At 59.7% G+C, this 12,367-nt stretch carries 10 protein-coding genes; 6 read left to right on the top strand and 4 right to left on the bottom strand.

Annotated features, from left to right (window positions below):
* The first annotated feature begins 43 nt into the window (after window positions 1–43).
* Window positions 44–1,441: an MATE family efflux transporter gene (locus AB8B29_RS10045; protein ID WP_113118989.1), complete on the top strand. Its 1,398-nt coding sequence runs from the start codon at window positions 44–46 to the stop codon at window positions 1,439–1,441.
* A 95-nt stretch (window positions 1,442–1,536) separates the two neighbouring features.
* A complete protein-coding gene (locus tag AB8B29_RS10040) occupies window positions 1,537–2,109 on the top strand; it encodes an EVE domain-containing protein (protein ID WP_037194595.1) in 573 nt (190 codons plus the stop codon).
* Between the two features lie 106 nt (window positions 2,110–2,215).
* Here the strand turns inward: AB8B29_RS10040 and carA are convergent, their stop codons facing one another.
* On the bottom strand, window positions 2,216–3,424 hold the full coding sequence (gene carA, locus AB8B29_RS10035; RefSeq protein WP_113118990.1) for a glutamine-hydrolyzing carbamoyl-phosphate synthase small subunit: 1,209 nt from the start codon (window positions 3,422–3,424) through the stop codon (window positions 2,216–2,218).
* A gap of 308 nt (window positions 3,425–3,732) precedes the next feature.
* Here carA and AB8B29_RS10030 point away from each other — a divergent pair, with 308 nt between their 5' ends.
* Window positions 3,733–4,185 carry a GatB/YqeY domain-containing protein gene (locus AB8B29_RS10030; RefSeq protein ID WP_037194592.1) on the top strand — a complete coding sequence of 151 codons (453 nt, stop codon included), beginning with the start codon at window positions 3,733–3,735 and terminating at the stop codon, window positions 4,183–4,185.
* Here AB8B29_RS10030 and AB8B29_RS10025 read toward each other — a convergent pair.
* The gene (locus tag AB8B29_RS10025) at window positions 4,160–5,068 is read right to left on the bottom strand and encodes a hypothetical protein (protein ID WP_113118952.1); all 909 of its coding nucleotides are present in this window, start codon (window positions 5,066–5,068) and stop codon (window positions 4,160–4,162) included. The genes AB8B29_RS10030 and AB8B29_RS10025 overlap by 26 nt on opposite strands.
* Window positions 5,069–5,409: 341 nt before the next feature.
* Window positions 5,410–5,643: a hypothetical protein gene (locus tag AB8B29_RS10020; RefSeq protein WP_037194588.1), complete on the bottom strand. Its 234-nt coding sequence runs from the start codon at window positions 5,641–5,643 to the stop codon at window positions 5,410–5,412.
* A gap of 569 nt (window positions 5,644–6,212) precedes the next feature.
* Here AB8B29_RS10020 and dnaG point away from each other — a divergent pair.
* Complete coding sequence (gene dnaG, locus AB8B29_RS10015) at window positions 6,213–8,201, top strand: DNA primase (RefSeq protein ID WP_113118953.1); 1,989 nt, start codon at window positions 6,213–6,215, stop codon at window positions 8,199–8,201.
* A 7-nt stretch (window positions 8,202–8,208) separates the two neighbouring features.
* On the top strand, window positions 8,209–10,089 hold the full coding sequence (recQ, locus tag AB8B29_RS10010; protein ID WP_113118954.1) for a DNA helicase RecQ: 1,881 nt from the start codon (window positions 8,209–8,211) through the stop codon (window positions 10,087–10,089).
* A gap of 38 nt (window positions 10,090–10,127) precedes the next feature.
* Here the strand turns inward: recQ and AB8B29_RS10005 are convergent, their stop codons facing one another.
* A complete protein-coding gene (locus AB8B29_RS10005) occupies window positions 10,128–10,898 on the bottom strand; it encodes an SDR family oxidoreductase (RefSeq protein ID WP_113118955.1) in 771 nt (256 codons plus the stop codon).
* Window positions 10,899–11,161: 263 nt separating this feature from the next.
* On the opposite strand from AB8B29_RS10005, the gene AB8B29_RS10000 reads away from it, so the two are divergent.
* Window positions 11,162–12,349, top strand: coding sequence for a glycine C-acetyltransferase (locus tag AB8B29_RS10000; protein WP_047638625.1), 1,188 nt, complete (start codon window positions 11,162–11,164; stop codon window positions 12,347–12,349).
* Window positions 12,350–12,367: the final 18 nt, after the last annotated feature.

Below are 12,367 nucleotides of genomic sequence, written 5' to 3'. Positions count from 1 at the left end.
GGGGTGGGGCGGTTCGCGCGATTCTAGAAATCGAGTTTTCATGATGGATATGCCGCTAGCTGCGCGCCCGTACGCGCACGACAACAATAATTCGTGGTCTGCGCATCTACGTGCCACCCTTGCGCTCGGCATACCGCTGATCGGCGCACAATTGGCGCAGCTTGGCATCAATACCACGGACGTGATGATCGTCGGTCGCCTCGGCGCCGAGCAGCTGGCCGCGATGGTACTCTCAGCGCAGTTCCTGTTCACGATCCTGATTTTCGGCTCGGGCTTTTCCATCGCCGTCGTGCCGCTGGTGGCGCAGGCCTACGGCCAGGGCGATGTCGTGTCCGTGCGACGGGCGCTGCGCATGGGCCTGTGGGTCGTGACCATCTATTGGCTGATGGCACAGCCTGCCTTTCTATATTCCGAGGAGATCCTTCTGGCGGCGGGACAAAAGCCCGATGTGGCAAAACTGGCCAGCGACTACATCGCCATCGGCCATTTCGCCCTGTTGCCGGGATTGCTCTACAACGTCATTCGCGCCCTCGTGAGTGCTATAGGCCGTGCCGGCGTCATTCTCAATGTGACCATCGCCATGCTTGTCATGAACGCTGTGCTTGCCTATGCGTTGGTGCTCGGTCATTTCGGCATGCCGGCGCTCGGTCTTCATGGCGCGGCCATCGTCTCCGTTGCCGTACAGACGGCCGGCTTCATCTTCATCGTCGGCTATGTTCAGAGCCGGGAAGAAATGCGTCGCTACGAGATCTTCGTCCATCTGTGGCGGCCGGATTGGCATGCCTTGTGGGATGTCATCCGCCTGGGCTTCCCGATCAGCATCACCGTTCTCGCCGAGGTCAGCCTGTTCACGGCGGCGTCGTTGCTTATGGGGCGGATCGGCACGATCGAGCTTGCTGCCCATGGCATCGCGCTTCAATGGGCATCGATTGCCTTCATGATCCCGCTCGGCCTCAGCCAGGCGGCGACGGTGCGGGTGGGCGTCGCGCACGGGCAAGGCGATCATCTCGGCCTGAAGCGCGCGGCGATCGTCGTGCTCATCGTTTCGAGCTGCATTTCGCTGTGTGGCAGCATCCTGTTCGCCACCTTGCCGGCATGGTTCGGAAGCTGGTTCCTCGACATTACGTCGGCCGATGCCTCGAAAGTGCTTGCCTATGCAACGCCGCTGATCGTGGTCGCCGGCCTGTTCCAGCTCGTCGACGGCTTGCAGGCGATTGCGAGCGGCCTGTTGCGCGGCCTGAAGGATGCGCGCGTGCCGATGATCCTGGCGCTGATCGCCTATTGGCCGATCGGCTTCTTTCTGGCATGGCTGCTGGCCTTCCCGTTCGATTTCGGCGGGATCGGCATATGGCTCGGTTTCCTGCTTGGCCTTGCTTCGGCGGCGGCGATGCTTTGCGCGCGATTCTATATTCTCGTGCGTTCGGAAAGAGAACCCGCATAATATCTGCGGCGGCGATCGTCGAGCGGTAAGACTACTGACAAATACTGTCAGCATGGTGGCGTATATTCCCTTCATACCAATGACGGGAGACGACCATGACACTCAGAGCCAGCGATCGTAACGATGCCGCGCTTTTGCCGCGGGAAGACTCCATCAACGAGGGCACGACAGTGCGCCTTTTTCCGCACGCCAATACATCGTCCCGGCGGCCCGAACCGGCGCAGAAGTCCTATTGGCTGGCGGTGGCTAGCGCAGAGCACGTGCGCCACGGGCGCGAGCACGGCTTCATGCAGGTGAACCACGGCAAGCAGGGGCCATTGAAGCGCATCAAGCCGGGCGACGGCATCGTTTATTATTCGCCGTCTGTAAAGATGGGCGAGAAAGACAGCTTTCAGAGCTTTACCGCCATCGGCTTTGTCCGTGAAGGAGAGCCCTACCTTGCGCAGATGGGTTGCGGAAAAGCCTATCGCCGGGATGTCGACTGGCTGGATGCGCCCGAGCAGCCGCTCCGCCCCTTGCTGGGTTGGCTTGATTTCACCCAGGACAAGAACTGGGGCTACAGGCTGAGATTCGGCCTTGTCGCCTTCGGACAGTCGGACTTCGAGTTCCTGGAGGAAATCATGATGAGTGAGCTTGAGGTGGTAAAGCAGCGCCGCCTGCAGGCTTGACCGGGCATGGAGCATTTGGGCGCTTCACATCCCGACGCAAACGAGAAAGGCCTCGGATTGATAGTCAATCCGAGGCCTTTCGCATCATGAATGGTTGTGGAGCAGCTTAGGCGCGCTCGGCCAGTGCCGGCTCGCCCTTCTTCTCGCGTACCAGATTGATGAAGCGGCGGAAAAGGTAGTGGCTGTCTTGAGGGCCGGGCGAGGCTTCCGGATGGTGCTGCACCGAGAAGACGGGCTTGCCGGAGACGCGCAGGCCGCAATTGCTGCCGTCGAAGAGAGAAATATGTGTCTCCTCAATGCCTTCCGGCAGCGAATTCGAGTCGACTGCAAAGCCATGATTCATCGAGACGATCTCGACCTTGCCTGTCGTGTGATCCTTGACCGGATGGTTGGCGCCGTGATGGCCCTGGTGCATCTTCGCTGTCTTGGCGCCGAGTGCGAGGCCGAGCATCTGGTGACCGAGGCAGATGCCGAACAGCGGGATTTCCGACTTCAGAAGGTCCTTGATGACGGGCACGGCATATTCGCCTGTCGCGGCCGGATCGCCCGGGCCGTTGGAAAGGAAGATGCCGTCCGGATTGAGGCCGAGCACGTCTTCGGTCGAAGCGGTTGCCGGCAAGACGGTGACCTTGCAATCGAGACCGGCAAATAGGCGCAGGATGTTGCGCTTGACGCCGTAGTCGAGGCAGGCGATGTGGTACTTGGCTTCGTCGGCGCCCAGCTCGCCATAGCCCTCGTTCCAGACCCACGGGGTCTGCGACCAGTGCGAAGACTGGCCGGATGAGGCGACCTTGGCGAGGTCGAGACCTTCGAGGCCACTCCAGGCCTTCGCATCCGCCTTCAACTGTTCGATGTCGAAGACGCCGTTCGGGTCGTGGGCAATCACGCCGTTCGGCATGCCGTTCTCGCGGATCCAGGCGGTCAGCGCGCGGGTGTCGATGCCGCAGAGGCCGATAATGCCGCGGGCCTTCAGCCATTGGTCGAGATGCTTGGCGGCGCGGTAGTTCGACGGATCGGTGATGTCGGCTTTGAAGATGACGCCGACGGCGCCGTGCCGGGCGGCCGGCGTCAGATCTTCGATGTCTTCCTCGTTCGTGCCGACATTGCCGATGTGAGGGAAGGTGAAGGTGACGATCTGGCCGAGGTAGGAGGGGTCCGTCAGGATTTCCTCGTAACCCGTCAGCGCCGTGTTGAAGCAGACTTCGGCCTGGACCTTGCCGGTCGCGCCAATGCCTTTGCCTTCGATCACGGTGCCATCGGCAAGAACGAGAAGAGCAGTCGGCTTTTCAATGGTCCATGGGGCTGTGGCGGTCATAGTCATCCCGTTTCCGGCGTCGTGCGCGACCTTGAAGAGGCCGTAGGCTTCCGCCATGTTTGTAGCAAGGTACCGCCGGCGGCACAGGCCGCGGCTTGAGATCTCAATATCGATCTAATGTGCAGGTGATGGACATAGCCAAACAAGGCGAGCCGGTCAATGCGCGCTTTTCGTTTCCTGCCGGGGAATTCGTCCTGTTTCGGCCGGTTTGACGCAATTGCATTGATCGGCGCTGATGGTCTATGAGACAGGCAACATGAAATGAGAGGCCGGGCGATCGTCGCCTGCCTGCTTGAGGAGTTACAGACATGATCCGCGAGACCCTTTCCAATGCCCAGAAGGATGCGATGAAGGCAAGGGATACGGCGAAGCTTTCAACCGTGCGTCTTATCCTTGCCGCCATCAAGGACAAGGACATCGCCAATCGTGGCCAGGCCAAGGAGCAGGCAAGCGATGACGAAATCCTCCAGCTGCTTGCCAAGATGATCAAGCAGCGCGAGGAGTCGGTGAAGATCTACGTCGACGGTGGTCGTCCTGAACTCGCCGACAAGGAACGCGCGGAAATCACCGTCATCCAGGGATTCATGCCGGAGCAGCTCTCCGACGAGAAGGTGCGTGAGATATGCGCCGGCGTCGTTGCGGAACTCGGCGCCCAAGGCTTGAAGGACATGGGCAAGTGCGTGGCGGCTTTGCGCGAGCGCTATGCCGGGCAGATGGACTTCGCGAAGGCTTCGGCTATCCTGAAGGAGTTGTTGAAGTAAAGACCAGTCTCGGCTTCGGCATACGGGCCTGCCGTATGCCGAGGGCTCGCTGCCAGGCGGCGTCCATGATGGCAAACTTTTCGGCCTGATAGTTCCGATATTCCTGAATGAAGCCGCTGGACAGCCACAGCTCGCTTTTTCCCGAGCGGCCTGTCCAGCCAACGCTTCGCATGTTTACGGCTTTGCGCATGAGCCGCTTTGCGTGCGTTCTTGAGATGTGGAAACGGCGACAGATGTCCGTGAACGCGACCGGCCCGACAATTGCTCTTTGTGTTTTCGGATCGATCATACCGACTCGCGAGATCAGGTAATCCATGATTATGCCGCCGGAATTTGCCCAGGTGAACAGATCGAATGTATCGCCTGGATGGCGGACGGCGTCGCTGGCAATGATGCTGACCGAGATTGCAGGCTGCAATGCCGCAATGAGTTCCAGTCTCCCGGCGAGCAGGCTGCTTCGTTTGCCTCCGTCCAATTTGTCGAGCGCCGCCAAGTGAATGCCGAGCCATCTTGCAAGCTGTTTGACAGCTTCTTCTGTTGGCTCCATCGGTCGTACCCGACGATCTGGCATGACTGTCTGGTAGCGCAGAAAATGATGGTCGCGCATTTCCTGAATGAAGCTCAATGCCGTGTTATGACTGGCGATTTCGTGCTCGACGACAAAGTCGGCGAAGCGGTTGGCATGGATACCGGGCGGCTTCCCATCTACGCCGCCGTAATATAAGGCGAAGCCGGCGAGGGCCATCAACCAGCGCTGCTGTGAAGAAAAAACGGAGCCTATCCGGCGATTTTCTTCGTAAACCAATACAATTTCTCGGGTATAGTCGAGAACTATAGCGAAAAAATCAGGATTATCGGCAAGTTCCTTCGCGGATAAAGACATGCAGCCATCCCCGATGAGCTGAGCAATTCTCTACGCTGTCTTAGGAAATCATCATCTAGATTATTGATACATGAAATATCAATTGTGGCCTTCACGTCAAGATACTGGCCTCATTTGAACTCTAAATGTTCTGCCGCGGAGGTTCGGTGCTTCCGTCATCGGAAAAATTGGGATCGTAAAATTAGAGAAGGCAGGAGCTGGGGGAGCTCCTGCCTTCTTGCGCTTTGCAGCCGTTTGATGACGCAGGGTGGGGCCCAAAAATCAAACGTCTATTGCAAAGGCACTCAGGTGGGGCGGCGCCGGGGGTAGGGATGGTGCCCCACCTGAGTATCCCGTAAAACTTATCTGAGAATCCTGACTTGCTGCGGCAAAGCCAACGCTTGCGGCGTCAATCCGGACATTTGAACTTTAACGCCTGCGGTGAGAGCAGGGATCTTCATATCCACCGGCAGCTGATAATGCGCGCCAGCGTAGAGCACATTCCGATCGTCAGCGCTGCCGGTCGTCGTTGCCGAGCTATAGGTAGCTGTGGCGAAGATAGCCGCGGCGGCTAGGGGTACGATCAGAACCCGCATTTCCTCTCCTAAACTGAAAGCCCTGTACCTGATGGCTTCCCGTTCGTGGGGCGTCTCGGCATGTCGCGTCGCGAAGCAATTTTCTTCGCCGGCTTGTCTCGCCCCGTGAGAAGAACGCTATTGCGCCGCACATCAACAATCAAATTACAAAAAAATAATGTTTGGCTTACGAACCATGCCGTAAATGCGCCACCAAACAGATGGGTCGCAGTCATCGAGCATTGCAGCTACTGATTGTTCCAGATGCGTCCGACGCACTGTTCCATCCACTTCAAGGTGTGCAAGTCTTTGCTTTTTCGCGTCTTTTCCGCAAAGGCCGATGCTCGTCAGGTCGGCCGAACACTTAATTCCGGCTAAGTGAGGTCAATATCGATCGTGTTTTTGGTGACTCGGAAACGACGCCTCAAGCCGGTGCGCGCGGCCTGATCCTGATAATAACCTCACGAAGTTGTGATCAAGACGATGAAATTGCAATTGCCTGCAAAGGGCTGTGAATACCGTGTGTGCCGGTCGTGTCGTCGTGGCAATGCGCGCCATTCCTGTTTATATGGGATAAGCCAGAGGTAGCCATGCGATTTTCCAATACGTTTCTCGATGAGATTCGCGACCGCGTTCTGATTTCGGACGTGATCGGTCGTCGCGTGAGCTGGGACCGCCGCAAGACCAACGTGCCGCGTGGAGATTTTTGGGCCTGCTGCCCTTTCCATGGCGAGAAGTCGCCGAGTTTCCACTGTGAGGATCGCAAGGGCCGCTATCACTGCTTCGGCTGCGGCGTGACGGGCGATCATTTCCGTTTCCTCACCGAGCTGGAGGGACTGAGCTTTCCCGAGGCGGTGCAGCAGATCGCCGACATGGCGGGCGTCCCCATGCCTGTGGCCGATCCCGTGGAGGCAAAGCGGGAGAAGGAGCGCACGTCGCTGCTCGACGTCATGGAGATGGCGACTCAGTTCTTTCAGGATCAGCTGCAGACGGCCAACGGCGCCCGTGCTCGCGCCTATCTGCGCGATCGTGGTCTGACCGGCCGCACCATCGAGACTTTCCGTCTCGGCTATTCCCCTGACAGCCGCAATGCGCTGAAGGAGTTTCTTGCCGGCAAGGGCGTATTGAAGGAGCAGATGGAAGCCTGCGGCCTGGTCGTGCACGAGAACGTGCCGGTCTCATACGATCGCTTCCGGGATCGCATCATGTTTCCGATCCTGTCGTCGCGCGAGAAGGTGATCGCCTTCGGCGGCCGCGCCATGTCATCGGACGCGCCGGCGAAATATCTCAATTCCAACGAGACCGAGCTCTTCCACAAGGGCAATGTGCTTTATAATTTCACACGCGCGCGCCGCGCTGCCCAGGGTGCCGACGGCGCAGGCACTATCATTGCCGTCGAAGGCTATATGGATGTCATAGCCCTGCATCAGGCGGGCATCGAGAATGCCGTTGCGCCCCTCGGCACGGCGTTGACCGAGAATCAGCTGGATCTCCTGTGGAAAATGACGCCGGAGCCGGTACTCTGCTTTGATGGCGATGGCGCGGGATTTCGCGCCGCCAACCGCGCCGCCGACCTGGCGCTGCCGCATATCAAGCCGGGCCGCACCGTCCGTTTCGCACTGCTGCCCGATGGTAAGGATCCGGACGATCTCGTCCGTCACGACGGTCGTGCGCCTTTCGACAAGGTTCTCGCACAGGCAAAGCCGCTGGCCGATCTGATCTGGGTCAGAGAGGCCGGCAGCGGCACGTTCGAAACGCCTGAGGCGCGGGCGGAACTCGAAGCCCGGCTGAGGCGCATCGTGTCTGTTATCGTGGACGAGGATGTCCGCCGACACTATCAGCAGAATATGCGCGAGCGGTTGAACAGTCTCTTCCAGCCGCAGTTCCAGCGTGGCGGCAATCAGCAGGGGCGAGGCTTTTCCCGTGATGGCAATGGCCGCAATTTCACCGGTCGCGGCGGGCAGCAGGGCCGCGATCGGCCGGTCAGTACGACGGCGTCCGATCGTTTGACGCGTTCGGCCATGATCAAGGGGCATCAGGACATTCCGAGCCTGCGCGAAAGCGTTCTGGCGCTGACCATCGTCAATCATCCGCTGCTGTTGCAGGACGAATATGACGAGATCGCCGCTATCGACTACGAGAGCCGCGAATTGCAGCGTCTCTGGTCGGCGGTTCTCGGGATCGCCGCAGCCATGGCCGCGCCGCAGCTCATCCGCGAGCGGCTGGTCGAGCAGTTGGAGGAACAGGACTTCGGCGCATTGCTGAAGAATCTCGACCAGCAGGTCCGCAACGCCAGGCTATGGACGGCAACCGAGGAAGCCGCGATGGAAGACGCGCGCGAAGGCTATCGCCAGGCGTTGGCGCTTCACAAGCGTTCCAAGGCACTGCGCTGGCACAAGATCGAATTGGAAGGCGCGATTGCCGAGGCAACGGAAGATAGTGACGGCGAGCTTATCGAGCAGTTGATGCGCGCCTTGCAGGAAGTGCAGCTCGAAGCGGTGCGGCTGGAAAACCAGGAGGCGATCATCGATGGCTTTGGCGTGCTTTCCGGCCGAGTCAAAAGCGCTGCGGGAAAGTAGGGAATAGATGTCACTGCCGGATAGACTGGAACCGCGATTTTCTGCCGATGATGCCTTGTTCGGCGATCGTGCCGGGGCGCCCGCGCCGCTCGATGTGCTGAAGCGCGTCTATGGCTATACCGCGTTTCGCGGCAAGCAGCAGCAGGTGGTCGAGCATGTCGTCTCCGGCGGCGATGCCGTCGTGCTGTTTCCGACCGGGGCCGGCAAGTCGCTGTGTTTCCAGATTCCCGCACTTTGCCGTGACGGTATCGGCATCGTCGTTTCGCCGCTGATCGCCTTGATGCGGGATCAGGTGGAGGCGATGAAACAGCTCGGCATCCGCGCGGCGGCCTTGAATTCATCCCTGTCGCGCGACGAGGCGAGCGATGTCTATCGCTCCGTCTCCAGCGGCACGCTCGACATGCTCTATGTGACGCCCGAGCGCATTCTCACCGATGGCTTCCAGCAGATGATCGCCAGGGCGAAGATCGCGCTGTTTGCGATAGACGAAGCGCATTGCGTGTCTCAATGGGGGCATGATTTCAGGCCGGAATATCGGGATCTGGGCAAGCTTGCGGAACTTTTTCCCGGCGTGCCGCGCATCGCGCTGACGGCGACGGCCGATCCGCATACCCGCGACGATATCATCGAGCGGCTTGCTCTCGACGGTGCCAAGGTTTTCACCACCAGTTTCGACCGGCCGAATATTGCCTATGAAATTGTCGAGCGCGATCAGCCGCGCCAGCAATTGCTGCGCTTTCTCGATGGCCACCGCGGCGACAGCGGCATCGTCTACTGCCTGTCGCGGGCAAAGGTCGAGGACACGGCTGAATGGCTGAATGGGCAGGGCATCCGGGCGCTCGCCTACCATGCCGGGATGGACCGATCGCTTCGCGATGCCAATCAGGATGCCTTCCTGAAAGAAGAAGACCTTTGCCTTGTCGCGACGGTCGCCTTCGGCATGGGCATCGACAAGCCGAACGTGCGCTATGTCGCCCATCTCGATCTGCCGGGTTCGGTCGAGGCCTATTATCAGGAGACAGGTCGTGCCGGGCGTGACGGCCTACCGTCCGAGGTGTGGATGGCCTACGGCATGGCCGATGTCATCCAGCGGCGGCGCATGATCGATGAGGGCAATGCAGCCGAAGAGATCAAGCGCGTGGAGCGTGGAAAGCTCAATGCGCTGCTCGCCATCTGCGAAACGGCCGGCTGCCGGCGACAGGCCATTCTTGCGCATTTCGGCGAAGCGCATGGCGGCGGTTGCGGCAATTGCGATACCTGCCTGAAACCTGTGGAGACCTGGGACGGCACGGAAGCAGCAATCAAGGCGCTGGCGGCGGTCTATCGCACCGGTGAGCGTTTCGGCACGGGTCATGTGATCGATGTGCTGATGGGCACGGTCAATGAAAAGACGGAGCGGTTCGGCCATGTCGATATGCCCGTTTTCGGCGCCGGAAAGGATATTCCGTCTCGCACCTGGCAATCGATCTTCCGGCAATTGCTGGCGAACGGCTTCATCACCGTCGATCATACGGCTTTTGGCGCGATGAAACTGGAAGACCAGGCGAGGGCGGTCTTCAAACGCGAGCGGCAGGTCTTCTTTCGCAAGGATCGGCCGGAAGCGGGTCGCCGGAACAAGAAGGCGGGACGGTCGGAGAAACCGGCACATGGTCTTGCCGGCGAGGCGCAGGCTCTGTTCGATGCGCTGCGCGCCGAGCGGACCAGGATCGCCAAAGAACTGGGCGTGCCGCCCTATGTCGTCTTTCCGGACACGACCCTTATCGCCTTTGCGACGGAGCGGCCGAAGAACCATAAGGCACTCCTCGGGATTTCGGGCGTTGGGCAGTCGAAGCTCGAACGCTACGGGGATGCGTTTCTCGCAGTGATTTCAGATTTCGCCGGCCGGTGACATTTCGCATCTAAATGTGAAATCGAGACAATCCCACGCTACATGCGTACGGTCATGCCACCGTCGACGGTCAAGACATGGCCGTTGACGAAGGAGGCAGCGTCGCTGGCGAGGAACAATGCAGCGCCTGCGATCTCGTCCGGCCGTCCCCAGCGCTGAACCGGGATGCGCTGGTGCACGAAAGGGATCAGTTCTTCATTCGAGGCCATCGCGGCGTTCGTTTCCGTCGCGAACCAGCCTGGAGCGATGGCATTGCTGGTGATGCCGTAGGGGCCGAATTCCACCGCCATGCCGCGCATAAGGCCGGTCAGCCCCTGTTTGGCTGCGGGGTAGACGCAGTCGCCAGGCATGACGACTTGGCCGCTGATCGAGGTGACCGAGATCAGCCGCCCATGATTGTGCCGTTTCATCAGGCGGGCGGCATCGCGCGAGAGCGTGATCGAGGCGGCCAGATCCGTGTTGAGGAGGGCGAGAATCGCTTCGTCGTCGAAGTCGGCCAAGGGCCGTCTGTCGCGGGCGCCGACATTGTTGATCAATATGTCGAGTCGGCTATGATTTTTCTCGATATCCGCCATCGCCGCGCGCTGCGCTTCACGGTCGGCAATGTCGAAAGCTGCTGCTTCGGCGGAGCCGCCAGCTGCTTGAATGGCTTTCACGGCGCTGTCTACCGTTGCGATCGTGCGCCCATTGACGATGACATGCGCTCCCGCGTCGGCAAGTGCTTTCGCCATTTCGAACCCAAGGCCTCGCCCGCCGCCGGTGACGAGCACGACCCGTCCCGCGAGGGAGAATCTGTGATATATGCTCATTGCTCTCCCTCTATCATGCGATCAAGATCGATCTGCAGCAAGATAATGGACTCAGTCAAGTAATTTTTGCAATAGCAACCGATGAACCCTGGCCAAGAACTTGCGTATATCCGGGTCAGTTTGACAGATAATATCGAACCTGCTCCCTATCGCGCCGACGTCACGGCGCTACGCATTTTTGCCGCTGCTGGATGCAGCAAGGGGCCGAATCCTGTGTTATTTCTTGAATAGTTAGGCACTGTGACCAGCATCGGAATGCGACAATGACCTCAGAATTTCTATCACATCTGCGCAAAGAACTTCTCGGCTTGAAAGAAGCTGGTCTCTACAAGCCCGAGCGCGTCATCACCTCCAAGCAAGCCGGTGAAATCGCTGTCGTCGGCGGCGCCCGCGTGCTCAATTTCTGCGCCAACAATTACCTTGGCCTCGCCGACAACGAGGAGCTTGCCGAGGCGGCAAAAAAGGGGCTCGATCGCTACGGCTACGGCATGGCCTCGGTTCGCTTCATCTGCGGCACGCAGGAAGAGCACAAGCAGCTGGAAGCGCGGATTTCGGCGTTTCTCGGCATGGAGGATACCATCCTCTACTCCTCCTGCTTCGATGCCAATGGCGGGCTGTTCGAGACGCTGCTGTCGGAGGAAGACGCCATTATCTCGGATGCGCTCAACCATGCCTCGATCATCGATGGCGTCCGGCTTTCCAAGGCCAAGCGCTTCCGCTACGCCAACAACGACATGGCGGCGTTGGAGGAAGAGCTGAAGAAGGCCGAGGGCAGCCGCTTCAAGCTGATCGCGACCGACGGCGTCTTCTCCATGGACGGCATCATCGCCAATCTCGGCGGCGTGTGCGATCTGGCCGAGAAATACGGTGCCATGGTCATGGTCGATGACAGCCATGCCGTCGGCTTTGTCGGCGCTCATGGTCGGGGATCGCCGGAGCATTGCGGCGTCGAGGGGCGGATCGATATCATCACCGGCACGCTCGGCAAGGCGCTTGGCGGTGCTTCGGGTGGCTATACCTCGGCCAGAGGCGAAATCGTCGATTGGCTGCGGCAGCGCTCGCGCCCCTATCTCTTTTCCAACACGCTGGCGCCGGTCATCGCCGCTGCCTCGCTGAAAGTCTTCGACCTGATCGACAACGGCGACGCTCTTCGCGATCGTCTCCGTGGCAATGCCGAACTCTTCCGCAGCGAAATGACCAAGCTCGGTTTCACGCTCGCAGGCGCCGATCACCCGATCATCCCTGTCATGCTTGGCGACGCCAAGCTGGCGCAGGAGATGGCGGCGCTGATGCTGCAAAAGGGCGTCTACGTCATCGGCTTTTCCTTCCCCGTCGTACCGAAGGGACAGGCGCGCATCCGCACGCAGATGTCGGCCGCGCACTCGAAGGCCGATGTCGAAAAGGCGATCGCCGCCTTTGCGGAAGCCGGACGAGAACTCGGAATTATTTGAATTGGTTGGAGAGAACCG

Origin of the sequence: Rhizobium sp. 11_C7_N12_5 (assembly GCF_051811145.1) — a bacterium.
In the GTDB taxonomy this organism is placed as follows: domain Bacteria; phylum Pseudomonadota; class Alphaproteobacteria; order Rhizobiales; family Rhizobiaceae; genus Rhizobium; species Rhizobium lusitanum.
The sequence above is the reverse complement of the archived record's forward strand: the minus strand, read 5'-3'. Positions and strand labels throughout refer to the sequence as shown.